This window comes from Paractinoplanes bogorensis (genome assembly GCF_018829635.1).
Lineage (GTDB): Bacteria > Actinomycetota > Actinomycetes > Mycobacteriales > Micromonosporaceae > Actinoplanes > Actinoplanes bogorensis.
Window position 1 is genome coordinate 155,813 of record NZ_JAHKKG010000015.1, and the last position, 20,174, is coordinate 175,986.

Consider the following 20,174-nt stretch of genomic DNA (forward strand, 5'->3'; position numbering starts at 1 on the left):
CGCGGGCTGTCACCATGAGATCACGATCATGGGACGGGGGGTCTGGCTTGAGCGGGTTCATCGACGCTGCGTTGAGTTTCCCCACCGTGCTGTTCACGCCTCTGCTCGTCGTGGTCGTGGGCTACTGGCTGGTGGTCATCGTGGGCGGCGCCGACCCCGATGCGGGGTCCGAGGCGAGCGACGGCGGCCCCCTCGATTTCGCCGGGCTGGGTGGTGTGCCCGCCCCGGTGTCGCTGTCGCTGGTGATCGCGTTCGCCTGGTTCGCCAGCCTGGCCGGCGGCCAGTTCCACGGGCCGGTCCCGCTCTGGGCCGTGCTGGTCGCCGCGCTCGCCGTGGCCTGGCTGCTCACCCGCATCCTGGTGATTCCGATCCGCAAACTGCTCCCGGCCGGCCCCGACGCCTCGCGGGCCGACTTCGTCGGGCTCACCTGCGTCATCCGCACCGGGCGGGTGACCGACACCTTCGGCCAGGCCGAAGTGCACGCGCCGGACGGCTCGTCGGCGATCGTCCAGGTGCGCCAGGCCGGCGCCGACGATCTGCGCGCCGGGTCCGAGGCACTTCTCTACGACTTCGACCCGGACGGCGAGTTCTTCTGGGTCGTTCCCACCGATATCGCAACAAGGGGTCATTGATGGACGTTGTCTCCACCGGGTTCGGTGTGCTCGCAGCCGTGGTGCTGCTGGTGGCCATCGGCGTGCTGTTCTTCGTCAGCCGCATGTTCCGCAAGGTCGAACAGGGCAAGGCCCTCATCGTGTCCAAGGTGCGCCGCGTCGACGTGACGTTCACCGGCGCCGTGGTGCTGCCGGTGCTGCACAAGGCCGAGATGATGGACATCTCGGTGAAGACGATCGAGATCACCCGTACGGGACATGAGGGGTTGATCTGTAAGGACAACATCCGGGCCGACATCCGGATCACGTTCTTCGTACGGGTCAACAAGACGACCGAAGACGTCATCAAGGTCGCCCAGGCCATCGGCACCGACCGGGCCAGCAACGAGTCGACGCTGCAGGAACTGTTCAGCGCCAAGTTCTCCGAGGCGCTCAAGACGGTCGGCAAGCAGCTCGACTTCGTCGACCTCTACACCCGGCGCAACGACTTCCGCGACCAGATCATCGAGGTGATCGGCACCGACCTCAACGGCTACAGCCTGGAGGACGCGGCGATCGACTTCCTCGAGCAGACGCCGATGGCCTCGCTCGACCCCAAGAACATCCTCGACGCGCAGGGCATCCGCAAGATCACGGAACTGACCGCGATCGAGTCGGTGCGGACCAACGACTTCCGGCGCAACGAGGAGAAGGAGATCAAGCGGCAGGACGTCGACGCCCGCGAGGCCATCCTCGAGCTGGAGCGCCGGCAGACCGACGCCGAGATCAAGCAGCGCCGCGAGATCGAGACCATGCGGGCCCGCGAGGAGGCCGAGATCGCCCTGGCCCACGCCGAGGAGCGGCTGCGCGCCCAGGGTGCCCTGCTCAAGACCGACCAGCAGCTCGGTGTGCAGGAAGAGAACAAGCGCCGCGAGATCGCGGTGGCCGAGAAGAACCGCGAGCGGGTCATCGCGATCGAGACCGAGCGCATCGAGAAGGACCGGATGCTCGAGGTGATCGGCCGCCAGCGTGAGACCGAGCTGTCCACGATCTCGAAGGACAAGGAGGTCGAGGCCGAGAAGCGGCTGATGGCCGAGGTGATCCGGGAGCGGATCGCGGTCGAGAAGACGGTGGCCGAGCAGGAGGAGAACATCAAGCGCCTGCGTACGGTCGAGGAGGCCGAGCGCACCCGCCAGGCGGTCATCATCGCGGCCGAGGCCGAGGCGCAAGAGGCCCTGGTCAAGGACATCAAGGCGGCCGAGGCGGCCGAGGCCGCGGCCAAGTTCAAGGCGCGCGAGGAAGTGCTGCTGGCCGAGGCCCGTCAGCAGGCGGCCGAACTCGACGCCCGGTCGAAGATCCGGCTGGCCGAGGGCACCCAGGCCGAGGCGGCCGCGTCCGGCCTGGCCGACGTGCAGGTGCGCGAGCGCAACGCCGAGGTGATCGAGAAGACGGGCCGGGCCGAGGCCGCCGTCGAGCGGGAGAAGGCGCTGGTCATCGCGGAGGCGATCCGCGAGAAGCTCAAGGGCGAGGCCGAGGGTCTGCAGGAGAAGGCGGGCGCGATGGCCGCGCTGGACGACGCCACCCGCGAGCACGAGGAGTACCGCCTGCGGCTGGAGATGGAGAAGGAGATCCGGCTGGCCGGCATCAACGTGCACCGCGAGGTCGCCGAGGCGCAGGCCATGGTGCTGGCGGCCGGGCTCGAGAAGGCCGACATCGACATCGTCGGCGGCGACTCGATGTTCTTCGACAAGCTGATCGGCTCGATCACGCTGGGCAAGAGCGTCGACGGGTTCGTCGAGCACTCGACGGTGGCGCAGGGCCTGGGCGCGCGTTACCTGGACGGGTCGGCCAACTTCGCCGACGACCTGGGCCGCGTGGTGGGCTCGGTGTCCACCTCGGACGTGGCCAACGTGAGCCTGGCCGCGTTCCTGACCCAGCAGATCAAGAACGGCGGCCAGGACGCCGGCAAGCTCCGTGAGCTGCTGGCCGCGGCCGAGAAGATGGGTATCGCCGACGGAAAGGTGCCGGCGTCCCGGTGACCCAGGAAACGATCGACGCCGGCACCTATGAGGTGCTGCGCGGCCGGCTCGGGGCGCGTGCGCGCGACCTGGCCGGCCGCGCGGAGGCCCTGAACGCCCGCCGCATCTCCACGTTCGGCGGGCAGCAGACGACGCTGCTGCACACCGACCGGGTGCGGACCGAGAACAACTGCGTGCCCCGCGACATCGCCCAGGTCGGCGGCGTCATGCTGTTCGGCTACAACGTGTTCATCGGGCTCAAGGCCGAGACCTCGGTCGCCGACGTGTTCGCGGTGCACCGGTTCAACGGCAAGACGTTCGAGCCGGCCACCCTGCCCGGGCTGCTCGACGACCCGGGGTTCGAGCGCGACTTCGCCGAGCTCTACCGCTATTACAAGCAGACCAGACTGCTGCAGCTGCGCCGGATCGAGGGACTGCTGCTGGCCGTGTTCCAGACCGGCGCCCGGGGCGACGACCTCAAGGTGCTGCGCTGGCGGGTCGGCACCGACGGCGCGGTGTCCTATCTGGACAACCGCGGCGAGCGCGACCACGTGTTCCCGCCCCAGCACGACTTCGAGTGGATCGTCACCGGCCGCGAGCAGCACGTGCTGGGCCGGCACCCGCACGTCTCGATCGAGGACGAGGTGTTCGTCGAGGCGGTCGGCGGCACCCTGACGATCAAGGTCGAGAACAACACCGAGGTCGGCGAGGGCATCTTCTCCGAACCGGTCGACGAGCCGCTGCAGAGTCTGGCCGACGCGGAGATCTCGTACGCGCGGGTCGGTCCCCTGATTCTGCTGCGCGTGCTGCCGTACCAGGAAACGGTCTATCGCTTTCTGGTCTTCAACACCCGCACCCGGGACGTCCGCCGCCTCGACGGCATCGGCCAGGCCTGCCGTCGCCTGCCGGACGACCAGGGCATCATCTTCCCCGGCGGCTACTACCTGGCCACCGGCGCGGCCAAGACGTTCGACGCCGACACCACCGACCTCGAGTACGAGCGGGCCATCCACTCGGTCAACGGCGAGGACGTGCTGTACGTCTTCCACGCCCGCGCCGCCGGCCGCTACCTGCTGCTGCCGTACAACGTGATCCGCAAAGAGGTCGCCACCCCGATCGTCGGCCACGGTTACTCGCTGTTCGACGACGGCACCCTGGTCGTCTTCCGCACCACCACCGACGAGCCGGCCCGCGTGCACCCGATGCAGGTCTGGCAGACGCCGTACGAGTCGGACACGTTCGCCGCCGCACGCCCGGCCGGCGACGGACCGCTGGACCGGATCGGCAACGCGGACCTGGTGCGCGGCATCGCCGACGCGCTCGCCGTGACCCGCATGGTCGACGAGATGAGCCCGTCCGGGCCGGTGTTCGAGGCGATCATCGCGGCCTGCACCCGGGTCGCCGACAGCTACCACTGGCTGGCCGACGCCGAGCTGGAAAACCTGGCCGAGCCGCTGACCGAGGTACGCGCGACGGCCGAGCAGGTGCTCGACGAGTTCGAGTCGGTGCAGGTGCTGACCGGGCAGGCGGCCGACGCGGTGACCGCGGCCGAGACCGCCGCCACCGCGCTGATCGGGGCCTCCCGCGCGGAAAATCCGACCACCACCGGTGGCTGGGTGTCGCAGCTCGGTGGGCTGCGTCAGGAACAGGGCCGCCTGGCCGGGCTGCGCGAGATGCGCTACGCCGACCTCGCCCGCATCGACGCCGTGGACGCCTCGCTGTCCACCGCGGTCGACGAGACCGCCCGCCGTGCGGTCGACCATCTGCAGCGGCCGGACGCGCTGGCCGACTACGAGTCCACGGTGGAGGGTCTGGTCGCCGAGGCCGGCGCGATCGCCACCGTGGCCGAGGCCGAGCCGGTCACCGCCCGGATCGCCGAGCAGTTCGACGGCATCCAGGCGGTCACCGAAGTGATCGGCGGCCTCGACATCGCCGACGCCACCGTGCGCGTGGGCATCCTGGAACGCCTCGGCACGGTGCTGGGCGGGCTGAACCGGGCTCGCGCCACCGTCGACGGCCGCCGCCGCGACCTGGCCGCGCTCGAGGGCCGGGCCGAGTTCGCGGCCGAGTTCGCCCTGTTCGGGCAGGCGGTCAGCGGTGCGCTGGCCGCGGCCGACACGCCGGACCGCTGCGACGAGCACCTGACCCGGCTGATGGCCCAGATCGAGACGCTGGAGACCCGGTTCGGCGAGTTCGCCGACTTCGCCGAGCAGCTGGGCGCCAAACGTACCGAGGTCTACGAGGCGATCTCGGGCCGCAAGCAGGCCCTGCTGGACGAGCAGGCGCGCCGGGCCGACCGGTTGAACGACTCGGCCCGCCGCATCCTCGCCACCGTGCACCGCCGGGCCGGCGCGCTGACCGACGCCGATCAGGTCAACACCTACTTCGCCACCGACCCGATGGTGGCCAAGCTGCGCTCGCTCACCGTCGATCTGCGGGAGCTGGGTGACACCGTACGGGCGGAAGAGCTGGACGGTCAGCTCAAGGCGGCCCGGCAGGACGCCGGCCGTGCGCTGCGCGACCGCCAGGACCTGTACGACGACAGCGGCCGCACGATCCGGCTCGGCCGGCACACGTTCGCCGTCAACACCAGCGCGATCGACCTGACGCTGGTGCCGCACGCCGGGGAGCTGGCGTTCGCGATCACCGGCACCGACTACCGGGGCCCGGTCCGCGACGAGGCCTTCCTGGCCACCCGCACGTTCTGGGACCAGCCGCTGATCTCCGAGGACGCGCAGGTCTATCGCGGCGAGCACCTGGCCGCGGCGGTCTTCGCGGACGATCCCGCGGCGGCGGCTGCGGCTCTCACCGACGGGACACTGCGTGATCTCGTACGGCGTGGGGCCGAGGCCCGCTACGACGAGGGCTACGAGCGTGGGGTGCACGACGCCGACGCCGCCCTGATCCTGGCCGCTCTGGTCCGGTTGCACGCCGGGGCCGGGCTGCTGCGGTATCCCCCATCGGTGCGGGCGGCCGCGCAGTTGTTCTGGGCCTTCGAGACGACGCCTCTCCTTTGTGAGCAATGGACCTTGCGGGCGGCGTCGCTGGCCCGCGTACGGGCGATGTTCGGCTCGGCCGGCGCGGCCTGGGACGAGCTGTGCGCCGAGCTCGGACCGGGCGGGGAATACCTGGCCGAGGAGCTGGCCACCGCCCCCGACGGATTCGCCACCAGCGCCGGGGCGCGCACGCTGCTCGACCGCTTCCACCGTGAGCTGGGTGGCCCGCAGTCGGCGGCGGGCCGGCAGTATGCGGCCGACCTGCGCGCGCTCGAGGGCGATCGGCCGGCCCGGAAGCAGCTGGTGCACGCGTGGCTGAGCGCTTTCCGGGCGGCCAAGCCGGATGCCGGCGACCCGGCCGACGTCGTCGAGGCGGTCGCGGTCGAACTGACCGGACTCACCAGGTACGACGTGTCGGCCTCGCTCACCGAGACGGTCACCGGGCTGCTCGGCGTGCACCCGCGGATCAGCGAGGGGTCGTTGACCGTACGGCTGGACGACCTGCTGACCCGCACCCGCTCGTTGCGCGAGGATCGGATGCCGGCCTACCGCGTCTACCAGAAGCAGCGGGCCGCCCTGGCCTCGGCCGAACGCGACCGGCTGCGGCTGGACGAGTTCAAGCCGCGGGTGATGACCGCGTTCGTCCGCAACCGGCTGCTCGACGAGGTGTACCTGCCGCTCATCGGTGACAACCTGGCCCGCCAGCTCGGCGCCACCGGCGACGGCAAGCGAACCGACCAGTCCGGCCTGCTGATGCTGATCTCACCGCCCGGCTACGGCAAGACCACGCTGATGGAGTACGTGGCCGACCGGCTCGGCGTGATCCTGGTGAAGGTCAACGGGCCCGCGCTCGGGCACGGCGTCACGTCGCTCGACCCGGCCGACGCCCCCGACGCGACCGCGCGGCAGGAGGTGGAGAAGATCTCGTTCGCCCTGCAGATGGGCAACAACGTGCTGCTCTACCTGGACGACATCCAGCACACCAACCCGGAACTGCTGCAGAAGTTCATCTCGCTGTGCGACGCCCAGCGCCGGATGGAGGGCGTCTGGGACGGGCGGACCCGCACGTACGACCTGCGTGGCAAGCGGTTCGCGGTGTGCATGGCGGGAAACCCGTACACCGAGACCGGGCGTCGGTTCCGGGTGCCCGACATGCTGGCCAACCGGGCCGACGTGTGGAACCTGGGCGACGTGCTGGCCGGCCGCGAGGACCTGTTCGAGCTGTCCTATCTGGAAAACGCGCTCACCTCGAACACCACGCTGGCCCCGCTGGCTGCCCGCGACCGCGCCGACCTGCCGCTGCTGCTGCGTCTGGCCGACGGCGACGATTCCGTACGGGCGGACCGGTTGTCCCACCCCTATTCGGCGGCCGAACTCGAGCAGGTGCTGTCGGTGCTGCGCAAGATGAAGAAGGTCCAGCGGGTGGTGCTGCGAAACAACCAGGCCTACATCGCGTCGGCGGCCCAGTCGGACGCGGCCCGCAGCGAGCCGCCGTTCCGCCTGCAGGGCAGCTATCGCAACATGAACAAGCTGGCCGAACGCATCGTGCCGGCGATGAACGACGACGAGCTCGAGACGGTGATCGACGACCACTACCTGGGTGAGGCGCAGACCCTGGCCGGCGGGGCCGAGGCCAACCTGCTCAAGCTGGCGGCGTTGCGCGACCGGTTGACGCCCGAGCAGACGGCACGCTGGGACGAGGTCAAGGCCGCCTACCGACGTGAGCAGGCCCTGGGCGGCGCCGACGACGACCCGATGGTCCGCGCGGTCGGCGCGGTGGGCCTGCTGGCCGACCGCGTCCGCGAGATCGAATCGGCGATCCGGGACGTCAGCGGGCCTCGATCACCCGCTTGAGCGCGGCCGGCTGGCCGCTGTCGGCTCGGCGGATCGCGGCCCGGAGCAGGGCGGCGAACGGGCGCCAGACGCCGCCGACCTCGCAGTCGGCGATCAGGGTGACGTTGGTGCGGGGGCCCTCGGGATCGCACGTGTAGGTGTACGCGGTGCTGACGGTTCCCTGGGCCGAGCGCACGACGACCGTACGGCCGGGGTCGACGATCTCGATCCGGGCCGTGCGGTCGCGGCCCCGGGCCCGGAAGGTCAGGTCGGAGCCGTTCACCCGGATGCTCTCGAGGCCGGACATCCACGCCGGGGCGGCGGGCCAGTCGGTCAGGTGGGCCCATACCTCGGGGGCCGGGCGCTCGACGGTCGCGGAGGCGGTAAACGCAGTGGTCACGGCGGTCAGGGTCGCGGGTCCGGCGCCCCCGTGTCTTGGACAGATTTGACCTCCGGCTGCTTCACGTAGCGCTACTTCACGTAGCGCTACTTCACGTCGGGCTACTTCACGTCCGGGACGAATCCCGGGGCGGCCTGGTCGGGGGTGAACGCGGAGCGCTGGGCCCGGACGTAGGCCGACGGGGTGACGCCGGTGTGCCGGCGGAAGTCGCGGATGAAGTGGCTCTGGTCGAACCATCCGTACGTGGCGGCGAGCCCGGGCCAGTCGACCGGCGCGTAGACGTCGAGCGCGGCCAGCAGCGACCGCAACCGCAGGATCCGGGACAGCACGCGCGGGCCCAGGCCGACGATCTCGGTGAACTCGCGGTCGAGGTGCCCGTGCGAGACGTTCAGTTCGGCCGCCAGTCCGGCGATCGACCGTCGCGGGTCGGCCTCGAGCGCGTGCACGGCCGCCTCACACCGCAGCAGGGCCGGGCCGGGCGCGGCGGGCACCAGCGCTTTCTCGAGGACGTCGAGCCGGCCGTCGGTCGACAGGGCCTGGCGCAGAGCGGTCGCGGGCCAGGGCACGACCTTTCCCCGTACGGGGGAAGGGTCTTGATCTAAAAGCGCCCGGCACCCGACCGCGGTGGTCACCACGCCGAAGCAATGGGTCTCACCGAGGGGCTCGTTGAGCACGGGGCGGTCGTGCGGCCCGATCAGGAAGCCCTCGTGGGCGACGAGCGGCGGGTGATCGCCGGTCACCAGACGGATCGGGTCACCGAGCACGACGACGGCGACGGTCGACCCGGTGGGGGCGATCCATTCGCGCTGATAGTCGATGCGGCCGCGGGCGTACCAGATCGACTCCACGAACCGCGCGAGCCCGGGCGGCCGCCGCTCCTCGTAGGTGAACTCCACGCGTGCAATCTAGGGCCTCCCGAACCGTCGGCGGCGGAAGGCCAGAGCGCCGATCGTGGCCAGGGCGGGGACTACGGCGACCAGGGCGACGGTGCGCAGCGGGTGCGGGCGGTCGTCGACCGTGGCGGTGATCCAGGCGCTGAGGTTGTCGACGCGGGCGGCCTGGTCGGGGCCCTCGTGCGGGCAGGTCGGGCCCGAGCTCACGACGGCGACCAGTTCGGGGTCGCCGTCCTTTCCAGCGCGGAAGTACGGGCCGCCGGAGTCGTGCGGGCACGGGCTCGTGTCGGGGCGTGGGGCGTGGCCGGAGGTCTGGATCAGGGATTCGCCGACGTTGCCGACCACGAAGCGGCCGGTCTGCAGGCGGGTGGCCGGGGTGTCGCCGACCAGGCCGTAACCGGTGAGGCGCACGGTTTCTCCCGGGACGGGCGGGGTGGTCGCGATACGCAGCGGGCGCACGTCGGTGATCGGGTGCTCGAGCTGGGCCAGGGCGACGTCGGCGGTTTCCGACTGGTGCACCTGGACGACGCGTACGGCGTACCCACCCGAGCCTTTGATCTTGATCCGCCCGGCCACCGCGGTGGTTTCCTCGGCGACCGTGCGGCTGACCCGGCGCCCGGACGCGTCGCGGAAGCAGTGGCCGGCGGTGATCACCCAGGTCGGGGCGATGAGCGCGCCCGAGCACGAGCTGTCCCGGGTGCCGTGGTCGGGGGTCGGCAGGCCGGTCATCGTGAGCAGCACCGAGAAGGGGTAGGCGCCGTCCTTCGCGTTCTCGCCGTGCGCGATCGTGGGCGTCAGGGCGAGAGCGGCGGACAGCAGCAGGTTTCCGAGCATGCCGACCATGCTGCTTTTCCGGGTGTTACAGGGCCGTCAGCGGCGTCCTTACGAATCCTTTATCGCGGCTGTGCGAGGGTGGCAGACGTGCGGGTGCTGGTGGCGGAGGACGAACGGGTGCTGGCTGACACCGTCGCCGAAGGGCTACGGCGGCTCGCCATGGCGGTCGACGTGGTCTACGACGGTGACGGTGCGCTGGAACGGCTCGCGGTCAACCGCTACGACGTCGCCGTGCTCGACCGGGACATGCCCGGCCACACCGGCGACGAGGTGTGCCGGTGGATCGCCGGTTCCGGCACGGGCACCAAGGTGCTGCTGCTCACCGCGGCGGCCGGGATCCGCGACCGGGTCGAGGGGCTCGGGCTGGGGGCCGACGACTATCTGACCAAGCCGTTCGCGTTCGCCGAACTGGTCGCCCGGCTGCAGGCCCTCTCCCGGCGGTCCGGTCCGGCGCTGCCGCCTGTGCTCGAACAGGACGGCGTGGTGCTCGACGTCGCCCGGCACACCGCGAGCCGTGACGGCGAGGTGCTGTCGCTGTCGCCCAAGGAGTTCGCCGTGCTGCACGTGCTGCTGCGCGCCGGCGGCCGCGTGGTCAGCGCCGAAGACCTGCTCGAACAGGCCTGGGACGAGAACACCGACCCGTTCACCAACACCGTACGGATGACCGTGATGACGTTGCGCCGCAAGCTCGGCGATCCCCCGGTGATCCACACCGTGCCGCGGGCCGGATATCGGCTCGGCTCATGACTTTGCGGAGGCGGATCCTCCTGTTCGGGGCGGTGCTCCTGATCGGGTCGCTGTTCGTGGGCCGGGCGGCGGAGCTGCTGCTGTTCTTCTGGCGCGAATTCGGCCCGTCCTGGTGTGTGGCGCCCAGCCCCGAATCCACGTACGTGTGCCGGCAGATCTTCCGCCGCCCGAGCATCCCGTCGATCCTGGCCGTCCTGATCACGGTCACCCTGTTCCTGGCCGCGTGCTATCCGCTGATGCGCTGGTGCCTGCGCCCGCTGCGCGACCTGGTGCCGGTGATCGCCAACGTCGGCCCGCAGAATCTGGGGCACCGCCTGCGCCCGACCGCCCACGACGAACTGGCCGCGGTGGGCCGGGCGATCGACGAGATGATGGACCGGATCGCGATCGGCTACGAGGCCCAGCGCCGTTTCGCCGCCGACGCCTCGCACGAACTGCGCACCCCCCTGGCCGTGCAACGCACGTTGATCGAGGTCGGGTTGTCGCGCACGCTCGGCGAGGATCAGCTGGCCCTGCTGGCCGCCCAGCTGCTCGAGACCAACGAGCGCAACGAACGCCTGATCGAGGGTCTGCTGGTGCTCAGCGAGAGTGACCGGGGCCTTCTTTCCCGTACGCCGCTACGACTCGACCACATCACCGCCGAGGTGCTCGAAGCACACAGTTCCCGCGCGGCCGACGCCGGAGTCACCATCACCCGCGAGTTGAGCCCGTTCACCGTGCCGGGCGAGCGTGTGCTGCTGGAACGGCTGGTCACGAACCTCGTGCAGAACGCCCTGAAATACAACCGCGCCGGCGGAACGATAACGGTGCGCGTCGGTGCTTCGTCTCTCATCATCGAGAACACCGGCGACGACGTGCCCCCGGACGAGGTCGCCGCGCTGTTCGAGCCGTTCCGCCGGCTCAACGGCCGGCGGATCGACCACAGCGGCGGGGCCGGGCTGGGGTTGGCCATCGCGCGTTCGATCACCCGAGCCCACGACGGCATCATCACCGCATCGTCAACCGGCAAGGACGGCCTGCGCGTCGAGGTGTCCTTCCGCTCGCCCCTACCATGAGCGTCACGTCAGGCGGTATGTTGAGCGGTATGCGATCCAAGACGTCCCTGACGCTCGATGAGGGCAGCATCCCTCTGGCCCGTGCCCGCGCCGAAGCCGAGGGGCTCGACGTCGGCCGTTGGCTCGACCGCGCGATCCGGCACGAGGCGGCCCGAGGCGACGTCGACGTCATCGCCGATTGGGAGTCCTCGCTGCCGGCCGACGACCAGGCCGTCCTCGCCGCGCTCGATGCGAGCGACCGCCTCGACCCGGACGTCGCGTGACCCGAGGCGACGTCTACGAATACACGATCGGTAACACCCGCGCCCGCATCGCGATCGTTTCCGCCGCGCCATACAACCCGCGCCGGGCCACCTTCGTCGTCATCCTCGGCGCCGACATCCCGACACCACCGTCGCCGTCGCTTGTGTCCGCGGCCCCGGCCGACCCGGTCCGCGGCACCATCGACGTCACCCGCTTGCGCCCGGTCGTCCCCGACAACGTCGGTGCACGAATTGGCCGGCTGTCCCGGACCACGATGTCGCGAGTCGACGACGCGTTGCGCAACTACCTGGGGCTCTGACTCACTGCATGAGGTGACGGACCTGCTCGTACGCGGGATCGAGCCGGACATCGGTCGAGGCGCGCCCCTCCGCCCAGTGCGCCAGGCGTGATTCGATCTCGGCCCGCGCGTTGGTCTGGGCGTCGGCGTAGAAGTGCAGCGTCCGCAGGTTCGCACCGGTCTCGTGGGCGACCAGGGTGCCGTTGACGCCGATCGCGTGGCTCAGCTCGTCTTCGAACGCCCGCAGCCCGTCCAGCGACCCGTCGACCGGGAGCTGCCCCGCGTTGCTGTTGAGGTAGGGCAGCCGCACCGCCACATGCAGGTCGAACCGGGGCCAGCGGGCCGGCCGCAACGGAACGGTGACCGTGGCCAGCAGCGGCAGACCCTTCCGCTCACCCTGCATGACTGCCCACACGTCGTCGCCGCGGCCGGCCATCGTCTCGACGGCCTTGCCCAGTTCGGCCGGGGTACGCGGATCGGCCGGCTCGGTCCCGCTCCAGCTGATCTCGCCGAGCCAGATCTCCACGGCCTGCTCGCCGACGGCCCAGTCGAGCGTGAGAAACGTGATCTGACCCTGAACCTGCTCGGGGAGACCGCCGAACGCGGGGTGGTAACAGACGACGTCGATCTGCCGGCTCTGCTCATCGACGGCGATGCCGTACCGGACATGCGCGAGCTCCAACTGCCGGCCACCGATCTCGATGGTCGACTCGAAGGTCGACGGGTCGGCCGCCCGCACCGACCGGTACGACCAGATCGCGTCGGCGGGCGGGGCCGCGGCCAGCCAGCGGGCGGCGACGGCCCGGATCTCGGCCCGCCCGCCCGGGGTGACGGCCAGCGCGTGGGCCGACGTGCCACCCGGGCTGAGCTCCCACTGCAGGTCGGGGTGGATCGCCGCGACCCGCTCCCCGATGGCGTCGGCGAACTGGGCCACCGTGCCCGCGCCGACCCCGGCCGCCACCTGGTCCCGAACGGCCGACCACCACTGCCAGAACTCGGCGATGGTTTCGGCCTCGGGGCGCGCCTTCTTGCGGAAGAGCTTCATATACGCGCAGGTTACGCGCCGTTTCACGCTACGGGAGATCTTTCAGCTCGCCGGTCGGTAGGGCTATCCAGCCCTCGGTGCGGGCGGCCTCCTGCTGGTCGGCGGTGGGGAGCAGGGTGCATCCGATCGCGGCGGCCCGTGCGGCCAGGGCGGCGATCACCGCGTCGAAGGCGTCGTGGCTGGTGCGGGCGAGTTTCCCGTACGGGCCCAGGTCGAGCCAAGGCGCAGCGGCCAGCAGGGCGTCGAGCAGCGCGTCGTGGCCGTCGACCTTGTAGCCGCGGTGCGTCAGGCCCCACCGGCGCAGCGACGCGGCCGGGTAGACCTCGACGACGTTGTGCCCCGGCAGTTGGGCGAGCAGGTTGGCGCAGCGGAAGGCCACGTAGGCGATCCGGTCGGCCGAGACGCTGAGCGGGTTGATGCCCACCTCGGCCCGCACCACCTGGTCGGTGACCCGGTAAGCCAGGGTCCGGCGCCAGGACGCGTCGGCGTCGACCGGGCGCCACGTGCCGGCCCGATGCGCGACCACGAAGTCGACGAACGCCGACGGCCACCCGAGCGGACAGTCCACCCCAGCTTGATCGACCCCACCGATAGCCGCGACGAGCTCATTGTCGGAAACCCCGAGCTGCAATTCCCGTACGACCGCAGCCCCGCCTGCCCACTCGATCCGCGCCATGGCCGTCCGCTCGTCGGCCGAGGCCAGGTCAACCCCGAGCGTCAGCACCGGTCGCCTCCTGGCACGCCGAGGCCCCCGGGTCGACGCGTTGCGGCACCATGAATTTTGCGCCGCAGGCCTGGGGATCCGGCACGACGAGCCCGTGCAAATCCTTCTCGGCGTTGTACGGGCTCGCCTCCAGCTGTTTCCTCACCTGGCGGACGGTAGCAACGTCAGTTCTGCAGGCGCCACGTCTGGTTGGACTGGGCCTGGCCGCAGTCCCAGATGATCAGGGGTGTGCCGTTTGCCGTGCCCCAGGCGTCGGCGTCCAGGCACTTGCCCGAGTTCGGGTTGCGCAGCGTGCCGTTCGTCAACTGCCATTTCTGGGCGCCGTTGCCCAGGCACGCCCACTGTTGGACGGGCGTGCCGGCGGTGGTGCGGCCTCCGGCGACATCAAGACATTTTCCCGTACGGGAATTGACGAGCGCTCCATTCTGCCAGCTCCAACGGACCTCGGGCCCGCCGTGGCAGTCGTACAGCTGGATGCGCAGGCCGTCGTCGGCGCGGCCGCCGGGGACGTCGAGGCACCGGTTCGAGCCGGCTCCGACGATCATCTGGTCGCCCCGGCGGTTGCCCATCGCCCACGCCTTCGGGCCCAGTCCCAGGCCGCCGGGGATCGTGCCGTTGAGGAAGTCGCGGTACCAGCCCAGCCAGTACGGGAGTCCGCCGCTGTTCTGGTTGTAGCCGTGCGCCTCCCCCGAGTGCAGGTCGACCGCGCCGGGCACGCCGAGCTGCTGGAAGTAGAACTGCTCGCCCAGCTGGTGCAGCATCTCGTGCACCCAGCCGGCCACCGCGTCCTGGTTGTAACCGAGGTCGTCGCGGGCGTTGACGCTGGTCCAGCCGGTGTTGTGGGGGCCGGGGGCGCCGCTGGAGAAGTACGCGTGGGGGCGGAACGCGTTGTACACGAATACGCCGTCCCATTCGCGCGGGTGCACGTACTGGGTCACGTCGTCGGGCACGTTGCCGGGCTCGACCATCAGGCCCTGGTAGCCGATCGACGTCAGGGGGCGGCTGGACACCACGACCGAGGTCTGGATGTCGACCGCGTTGCCGGTCAGGTCTTCGACCATTCGTGGAAACGTCGAGAGGAACGCCGTACGGGCGGAATCGATCTGGCCCTGATTCAGCGTGGCGGCGAGGCCGGGCACCTGCGAGACCGGCTTGATGATCATGAGAAAGCGCAGGCCGAGCGGGGCCGCGGACGCTGGTGACGGGACAAAGAGGACAGCGGCGGCGACTATCAACAACGTAAGAAGGCGCCTCACGCGAACCGCCAGATCTGGTTGGACTGGGCCGCCCCGCAGTCCCAGATGATCAGCTGGGTGCCGTTGGCGGTGCCCCAGCCGTCGGCGTCCAGGCACTTGCCCGAGTTCGGGTTGCGCAGCGTGCCGTTCGACTGCTGCACCCACTGCTGGGCCGGCCCGTTCGGGATGCAGCTCCACAGCCAGACCGCGCTGCCGTTCGCGGTGCCGGCCGCCTGCACGTCCAGACACTTGCCGGACTGCGGGTTGACCAGGGCGTTCCCGTTGCGCCGCCACTGCTGATTCCAGCCGCCATGACAGTCCCACAGGATGATGTCGTTGCCGTCGGCGGTGCCCCACCCGGCGAGGTCGAGGCACCGGTTGCTGCCCGCGCCGCGGATGACGGAGCTGCCCGACGAGGTGCCGCCGTTGAGGTTGAACGCGAACTGGTTCACGGCCAGCCCCGCGCCCCCGATCCACGGCTCGAACCCGGCCTGCACGCTGGTCATGAACCACGCCGGGTTGATCTGCCCACGGCCGACGGCGTCGTTGGTGAACGCCTTCACGCTGAAGTTGTTCATCGTGTTGGCGGGCGTCGTCCGGACGTACGAGATGACGTTCCACCCGATGTTGCCGATCCAGACGTCCCAGGTGCCGCCCTCGAGGTTGACCGAGCCGACGCGCGAGCCGATCGGTTGCGGCCGCCCGCGGTGGTTGGTCCAGATCATCAGCTCGGCGCCGTAGTTCTGGCCGGGCGGGTTGGCCGACGCGTCGAACCACAGGTCGAACGCGGCGTCCCACTCCCCCGAGTCGGGTGTCGAGATGTTGAAGGTGGCGCGGGGATCACCGAAGTCCCGTACGCGCACCGGCAGCCCACTGCCCGACGTGCAGTTGCCGTAGTGGCAGCCGGCGTAGATCGACGGATACGACGCGGGCGGCCCGTTGGTGGCGTTGTTGTGGTCGGCCCGGGTCACCCGGAAGCCGGCGCCGTCGACGCTGATGCACTGGGCGGTGCTCGCGCCCCACCGGTTGTTCTGCACGATGTAGCGGCCGCCCTCGACGGTCACGGTCCCGTACTGCTCGCAGGTCTCGGTCGCGGCCTGGGCCGGCGCGGCGCCGACGAGCACCCCGGCGGCGACCAGCAGCCCGACTAGAAATGTACGCATCGTCGCAGCGTGTAACACCCTGTACATAGATGCCTATCAGTTTCGAAACAAATGGACACGCTCCCACGACGATGCCGACGATCGCGGCATGAGAGCTTTCCTGCTCGTCCTGGCGCTGATCCTCACGCCCGCAGCAGCGCCCGCAACACCCGCAGTGGCAGCGCCCGCAGTCGCAGCACCCGCAGTGGCGGCCGCAGCGCCGGCCGAGGCGGCCGCAGCGCCGCCGGTAACGGCCGCGGCTGCTCCGGTCGGCAGCGACACCGCCATGTATCCGCGAGTCGTCCGGCTGGCCGACGGGCGGGCGCTGCTCTCGGTCACCCAGTTCCCGCCCGGCGGCCCGGTCGGCGGCATCTACGAGAACAGCGGCAACGGCTTCCAGCGCGTCGGCACGGTCGCCGACCCCGAGGCCCGCGCCGGACTGTGCTGCGCGACCTTGTTCGTTCTGCCGCGGGCGATCGGCGGCATGCCCGCGGGCACCGTGCTGTGGGCGGGCAGCGTCGGACAGGACGGCGGATCCGGGCGCCGGATGGCGATCCGGGTCTGGGCCAGCAACGACGCCGGCCGGAACTGGCGTTTCCTGTCCACGGTCGCGCGTTCGGACAACGCCGGTGGGCTGTGGGAGCCGGAGTTCTTCGTGGACGCGTACGGGCGCCTGGTGGTGCATTTCGCCGACGAGAGTCAGCCCGGACGCAGTCAGGTGCTCGTGCAGGCCATCTCGAACGACGGGGTGGGCTGGTCGGCCCGCACGCCGATCGTCACCGGACCGCAGGCGGGACATCGGCCGGGCATGCCCGCGGTGCGCCGGCTGGCCGACGGGCGCTACCTGCTCGCGTACGAGATCTGCGGCTTCGGCGGACAGTACGACTGCGCGGTCCGCTCCCGGCTCTCCGGCGACGGGGTGAGCTGGGGTGATCCGGCCCGGCTGGACCCGCTGGTGCAGACGCAGGATGGCCGCTACCTGACCGCGACGCCCACTCTGGCCGTGACGTCGACTGCGCGTGTGTTGCTCATCGGTCAGCGGGTGCGCAACGCCGACGGTACAGACGCGGCGGTCAACGGTCGGGCGATGTTCTCGGGCGACGGCACCGGACCCTGGACGGCCATCCCGGCGCCGGTGGCCGTCCCGGGTGCGCGGTCGGTGGTCTGCCCGAACTACAGCCCGTCGCTGGCCCCGAGCCTGGACGGCAACACGGTGCTGCAAGTGAGCACCGACGACACCGGGGCGGGCTGCCGGGCGTACGGGGAAGAAGGTCTGTTGCCCCCGATGAGCGAACGCACCGGCCGTTTCGGCGCGATCGGCGGAACCTGCGTCGACGTGGCGGCGGGCGGCGGTTTCAACGGGGCGGCCGTGCAGCTGTGGTCGTGCAACAACGCGCCGGTGCAACGGTGGACGCTGCGGACCGACGGCTCGATCGGCGCGATGGGACGCTGCCTCGACGTGCCGGGTGCGGCCACCGCGGGCGGCACGAAGATCCAGATCTGGGACTGCAACGGCACCCCGGCTCAGCAGTGGCTGCGGCGCACGAACGGTTCGCTGCTCAACCCGAACTCCGGCCGCTGCCTCGACTCGCCCGGCGGCGCGATCGCCAACGGGACACGGTTGCAGCTCTGGGACTGCAACGGACTTCCACCCCAGAGTTTCCCGTACGCCTGAGCTCAGGTCGGCGGCCCTGGTGCCGATAGGGGCCGTCATGGGGAGACACGCCAGCGCATCGGGCCTGGTGGCGCTGGCCGCCGCGCTCTGGTTCGGCGTCAACCTGGTGCATCCGGCCGGTCCGTCGCTGCTGCTCTGGGCGCCGACGGTGATCGCCGGCGCCCTGCTCGCGGGGGCGCTGCGGCACACCTCGCGTGCCGCCGACCTCCCCCGGCCGACGCGGGACTTCTGGCGGCGACTGTCCTACGCGGCGGTCGCCGCCACCCTCGGGCTGGCCGCACAGGGCTACGACGTGTGGCGCCACCCCGAGTCGACCGCGCCGCACACCCCACCCCTGCTCATCGCGGGTGCGGGCGTCGCGCAACTGTTCATCGTGTACGCCCTCCTCCGGCTCCCGATCGGCGATCGGCGCCCCGGCACCCTGCTGCGGCTGCTGCTCGACGCGGGCACGGTCATGCTCGCCGCAGCAGTGTTCCTGTGGCACTTCCAGATGCGGCACCTGCCCAGCGCGACCGCCTCACTGGTGCTCACCGTCACCGGCATGATCGCGGTGTTCTCGGTGATGAAGGTGGTGCTTTCGGGTCAGCGCTACATCGACCGCACGTCGTTGCGGATGCTGGCCGCGGCGGTGTTCGTGGGCACGCTCGCGCCCATCGCCCAGCCCCTGATCACCGAACCGCACCTGTTCGCTTCGATGGTCGGCAACCCGGCCTGCTTCTTCGTCGCCGCCCTGGCCGCGGGGCGGCAGCTCTTAAGAAAACGGGCCGCCGCGAATCGCCCGGACCGCCCGTTCAGCCTGGCCCCGTACGTGGCCGTACTCGCCGTCCAGGCCCTGCTCGTGACCGAGGCGGCGGCCGGCGGGCTGGACAACGACGTGGCCATGGTGGTCGGGGCGGCCCTGGTGACCGCGCTGGTCGCCGTACGCCAACTGACCGCCCTGATCGACAACGGCCGCCTGGTCCGCCGGTTGGACCACAGCGCCACCCACGACGCGCTGACCGGCCTGCCCAACCGGGTGCTGTTCCAGCGCCGGCTCGACGCCCAGCTCGACGGCCCGGTCGCGGTGGCGCTGCTCGACCTGGACGGCTTCAAACAGGTCAACGACACCCTCGGCCACGACGCCGGCGACCAGCTGCTCATCACGGTGAGCCGCCGCTTGTCCGACTGCGCCCGCGACGGCGACACGGTGGCCCGCCTGGGCGGCGACGAGTTCGTCGTCATCCTCCCCGGTCCGGACGCCGACGAGGTGGTCGGGCGGATGATGGCCGCCCTGTCCGAGCCGATCGAGGTGGCCGGCCACCCGCTGGCGATCGGCGCAAGCTTCGGCATAGCCCACGGAACCGGCGATCTGCTGCGTCGGGCCGACATCGCCATGTACGCCGCCAAGGCCCAGCCGGGCAGCGCCATCGTCCATTACGAACCCGGCATGGCTGCGCACCGCCTCAATCCAGTGACATGAGCCGGTTCTGCTCGATGTGGTCCACCTCGGGATGGGCGGCCAGGTCGATCGCCTGAGCCTCGGACATGTCGACTCCGAACACGGGCATCTGACTGAGGACCGTGGTGACCGTGCCGCCGTGCTGGGCGATCAGCGCATGAACGAACGGCTCGACGTGCTCCTGCGCGACGACGTTCTCCCGCAGGCTCACGATGTACGAGTCCGGCACGGCCTCGGGCACCCCCGCGGCGAGGATCACCTCGGCGGCCCGCCGGGGGCTGTGCGGCGTGAAGGCGACGATCTCGCTCAGCGGCCCCTCGGCGTCGCCGGCCAGGGTGGCGACCCGGAACTCGTAACGATGGCCCGGGATGAGCTGCCGAACCCGCACCCCGGGCAGCCTCGGAGCGACCGGCAGCCGGGCGAAGTGGGTCTGCCCACCGGTCACATCCCGCTGGTAGATCCGGTAGCCGGTGCCCTCGACCATGTGCCAGTCCAGGTAGGCGTATTCGTCGTCGGTGACCGCGGACAGGCCGGGCGGCGCGGGCGGTGTGGTCGACCGGGGCCAGAACGGCCAGCCGGCCGTGGTGTGGGCCGGGTTGGTGATGACGAGCCGGCCGTTGTCCTCGTGGACGGCCAGGGCGTCGGGCACAGTGCCGTGGTGGTGCGGTCCGTCGAAGGGGCCGGTCGGTGACAGCGCCGTGTAGGCGACCAGCTGCGAGTCGGACGACAGGTTGTGTTCGCGCGTGAAGAGGACGTACAGGGGCGGGAGCCTGAGCACCGCGAAGGTGGCCCCGACGCCGCTGAGGAGCCGCTTCGAGGCAGCGGGATCGGCTGACCACGTGGCGCCGGTCCAGTAGCGCCACTCGTCGTCACGCACGCGGGCCACATGCGCGAACGTCATCCGGCCGGGGGCGCGCTCGGTGCCGTAGACGTAGGTGTGGTCGCCGTCGGCCAGCCGCGCCGACTCCCACGTCACGACCGGGACGGGATCGATGGACATGCGCAAAT

At 70.9% G+C, this 20,174-nt stretch carries 18 protein-coding genes; 9 read left to right on the plus strand and 9 right to left on the minus strand.

Going from position 1 to position 20,174, the window contains the following annotated elements; translation table 11 throughout:
• Positions 1 to 47 precede the first annotated feature (47 nt).
• From KOI35_RS39385 to KOI35_RS39395, 3 genes are read left to right on the plus strand one after another with little or no spacing between them, the layout of a single operon-like run.
• Positions 48 to 632: a hypothetical protein gene (locus KOI35_RS39385; RefSeq protein ID WP_246614507.1), complete on the plus strand. Its 585-nt coding sequence runs from the start codon at positions 48 to 50 to the stop codon at positions 630 to 632.
• On the plus strand, positions 632 to 2,629 hold the full coding sequence (locus KOI35_RS39390; protein ID WP_215794400.1) for an SPFH domain-containing protein: 1,998 nt from the start codon (positions 632 to 634) through the stop codon (positions 2,627 to 2,629). The genes KOI35_RS39385 and KOI35_RS39390 overlap by 1 nt, the downstream gene beginning before the upstream one ends.
• Entirely contained in the window at positions 2,626 to 7,458 is a 4,833-nt protein-coding gene (locus KOI35_RS39395; protein ID WP_215794403.1) for a DNA repair ATPase, read from the plus strand. The genes KOI35_RS39390 and KOI35_RS39395 overlap by 4 nt, the downstream gene beginning before the upstream one ends.
• Here the strand turns inward: KOI35_RS39395 and KOI35_RS39400 are convergent.
• The 3 genes from KOI35_RS39400 to KOI35_RS39410 all read right to left on the minus strand — a co-directional run bounded on the left by KOI35_RS39400 (position 7,433) and on the right by KOI35_RS39410 (position 9,564).
• Positions 7,433 to 7,837 carry an SRPBCC family protein gene (locus KOI35_RS39400; RefSeq protein ID WP_215794405.1) on the minus strand — a complete coding sequence of 135 codons (405 nt, stop codon included), beginning with the start codon at positions 7,835 to 7,837 and terminating at the stop codon, positions 7,433 to 7,435. The genes KOI35_RS39395 and KOI35_RS39400 overlap by 26 nt on opposite strands.
• A 101-nt stretch (positions 7,838 to 7,938) precedes the next feature.
• A complete protein-coding gene (locus KOI35_RS49170) occupies positions 7,939 to 8,733 on the minus strand; it encodes an AraC family transcriptional regulator (RefSeq protein WP_215794408.1) in 795 nt (264 codons plus the stop codon).
• A 9-nt stretch (positions 8,734 to 8,742) separates the two neighbouring features.
• A complete protein-coding gene (locus KOI35_RS39410; RefSeq protein WP_246614508.1) occupies positions 8,743 to 9,564 on the minus strand; it encodes a S1 family peptidase in 822 nt (273 codons plus the stop codon).
• A gap of 87 nt (positions 9,565 to 9,651) precedes the next feature.
• Between KOI35_RS39410 and KOI35_RS39415 the strand changes: the two genes are divergently transcribed.
• Genes KOI35_RS39415 through KOI35_RS39430 form a run of 4 tightly spaced genes read left to right on the plus strand, consistent with a single transcriptional unit; the run spans position 9,652 to position 11,928 of the window.
• A complete protein-coding gene (locus tag KOI35_RS39415) occupies positions 9,652 to 10,311 on the plus strand; it encodes a response regulator transcription factor (protein ID WP_215794412.1) in 660 nt (219 codons plus the stop codon).
• Positions 10,308 to 11,366, plus strand: coding sequence for a sensor histidine kinase (locus KOI35_RS39420; protein ID WP_215794414.1), 1,059 nt, complete (start codon positions 10,308 to 10,310; stop codon positions 11,364 to 11,366). The genes KOI35_RS39415 and KOI35_RS39420 overlap by 4 nt, the downstream gene beginning before the upstream one ends.
• A 29-nt stretch (positions 11,367 to 11,395) precedes the next feature.
• Positions 11,396 to 11,629, plus strand: a complete 234-nt coding sequence (locus KOI35_RS39425) for a hypothetical protein (RefSeq protein WP_215794417.1) — start codon at positions 11,396 to 11,398, stop codon at positions 11,627 to 11,629.
• Positions 11,626 to 11,928 (plus strand): putative type II toxin-antitoxin system PemK/MazF family toxin, encoded by a 303-nt coding sequence (locus KOI35_RS39430; protein WP_215794419.1) that lies wholly within the window; start codon positions 11,626 to 11,628, stop codon positions 11,926 to 11,928. The genes KOI35_RS39425 and KOI35_RS39430 overlap by 4 nt, the downstream gene beginning before the upstream one ends.
• Before the next feature lies 1 nt (position 11,929).
• Here the strand turns inward: KOI35_RS39430 and KOI35_RS39435 are convergent, their stop codons facing one another.
• From KOI35_RS39435 to KOI35_RS39455, 5 genes are all read right to left on the minus strand, one after another.
• Positions 11,930 to 12,952, minus strand: a complete 1,023-nt coding sequence (locus KOI35_RS39435) for a DUF695 domain-containing protein (protein WP_215794421.1) — start codon at positions 12,950 to 12,952, stop codon at positions 11,930 to 11,932.
• 28 nt (positions 12,953 to 12,980) lie between these two features.
• Entirely contained in the window at positions 12,981 to 13,676 is a 696-nt protein-coding gene (locus KOI35_RS39440; RefSeq protein ID WP_215794423.1) for a DUF429 domain-containing protein, read from the minus strand.
• On the minus strand, positions 13,657 to 13,821 hold the full coding sequence (locus KOI35_RS39445; RefSeq protein WP_215794425.1) for a hypothetical protein: 165 nt from the start codon (positions 13,819 to 13,821) through the stop codon (positions 13,657 to 13,659). The genes KOI35_RS39440 and KOI35_RS39445 overlap by 20 nt, the downstream gene beginning before the upstream one ends.
• A gap of 19 nt (positions 13,822 to 13,840) precedes the next feature.
• Positions 13,841 to 14,839 carry an RICIN domain-containing protein gene (locus tag KOI35_RS39450; RefSeq protein WP_215794428.1) on the minus strand — a complete coding sequence of 333 codons (999 nt, stop codon included), beginning with the start codon at positions 14,837 to 14,839 and terminating at the stop codon, positions 13,841 to 13,843.
• A gap of 89 nt (positions 14,840 to 14,928) precedes the next feature.
• Positions 14,929 to 16,074 (minus strand): GH12 family glycosyl hydrolase domain-containing protein, encoded by a 1,146-nt coding sequence (locus tag KOI35_RS39455; RefSeq protein ID WP_215794430.1) that lies wholly within the window; start codon positions 16,072 to 16,074, stop codon positions 14,929 to 14,931.
• 88 nt (positions 16,075 to 16,162) lie between these two features.
• Here KOI35_RS39455 and KOI35_RS39460 point away from each other — a divergent pair, with 88 nt between their 5' ends.
• Both KOI35_RS39460 and KOI35_RS39465 read left to right on the plus strand, forming a co-directional pair.
• Positions 16,163 to 17,728: a ricin-type beta-trefoil lectin domain protein gene (locus KOI35_RS39460; protein WP_215794432.1), complete on the plus strand. Its 1,566-nt coding sequence runs from the start codon at positions 16,163 to 16,165 to the stop codon at positions 17,726 to 17,728.
• Between the two features lie 37 nt (positions 17,729 to 17,765).
• Positions 17,766 to 19,187 carry a GGDEF domain-containing protein gene (locus KOI35_RS39465; RefSeq protein ID WP_215794435.1) on the plus strand — a complete coding sequence of 474 codons (1,422 nt, stop codon included), beginning with the start codon at positions 17,766 to 17,768 and terminating at the stop codon, positions 19,185 to 19,187.
• On the opposite strand, the gene KOI35_RS39470 is transcribed toward KOI35_RS39465, so the two are convergent.
• Entirely contained in the window at positions 19,171 to 20,166 is a 996-nt protein-coding gene (locus KOI35_RS39470) for a fibronectin type III domain-containing protein (RefSeq protein WP_215794437.1), read from the minus strand. The genes KOI35_RS39465 and KOI35_RS39470 overlap by 17 nt on opposite strands.
• Between the last annotated feature and the right edge of the window lie 8 nt (positions 20,167 to 20,174).

What these genes read in the sequence shown, in the direction of transcription:
- KOI35_RS39390 (WP_215794400.1), top strand. Translation starts at nt 632, where the DNA reads ATGGACGTTGTCTCCACCGGGTTCGGTGTGCTCGCAGCCGTGGTGCTG.
- KOI35_RS39410 (WP_246614508.1), bottom strand. Translation starts at nt 9,564, where the DNA reads ATGCTCGGAAACCTGCTGCTGTCCGCCGCTCTCGCCCTGACGCCCACG.
- KOI35_RS39420 (WP_215794414.1), top strand. Translation starts at nt 10,308, where the DNA reads ATGACTTTGCGGAGGCGGATCCTCCTGTTCGGGGCGGTGCTCCTGATC.
- KOI35_RS39425 (WP_215794417.1), top strand. Translation starts at nt 11,396, where the DNA reads ATGCGATCCAAGACGTCCCTGACGCTCGATGAGGGCAGCATCCCTCTG.
- KOI35_RS39435 (WP_215794421.1), bottom strand. Translation starts at nt 12,952, where the DNA reads ATGAAGCTCTTCCGCAAGAAGGCGCGCCCCGAGGCCGAAACCATCGCC.
- KOI35_RS39450 (WP_215794428.1), bottom strand. Translation starts at nt 14,839, where the DNA reads ATGATCATCAAGCCGGTCTCGCAGGTGCCCGGCCTCGCCGCCACGCTG.
- KOI35_RS39455 (WP_215794430.1), bottom strand. Translation starts at nt 16,074, where the DNA reads ATGCGTACATTTCTAGTCGGGCTGCTGGTCGCCGCCGGGGTGCTCGTC.
- KOI35_RS39460 (WP_215794432.1), top strand. Translation starts at nt 16,163, where the DNA reads ATGAGAGCTTTCCTGCTCGTCCTGGCGCTGATCCTCACGCCCGCAGCA.
- KOI35_RS39465 (WP_215794435.1), top strand. Translation starts at nt 17,766, where the DNA reads ATGGGGAGACACGCCAGCGCATCGGGCCTGGTGGCGCTGGCCGCCGCG.
- KOI35_RS39470 (WP_215794437.1), bottom strand. Translation starts at nt 20,166, where the DNA reads ATGTCCATCGATCCCGTCCCGGTCGTGACGTGGGAGTCGGCGCGGCTG.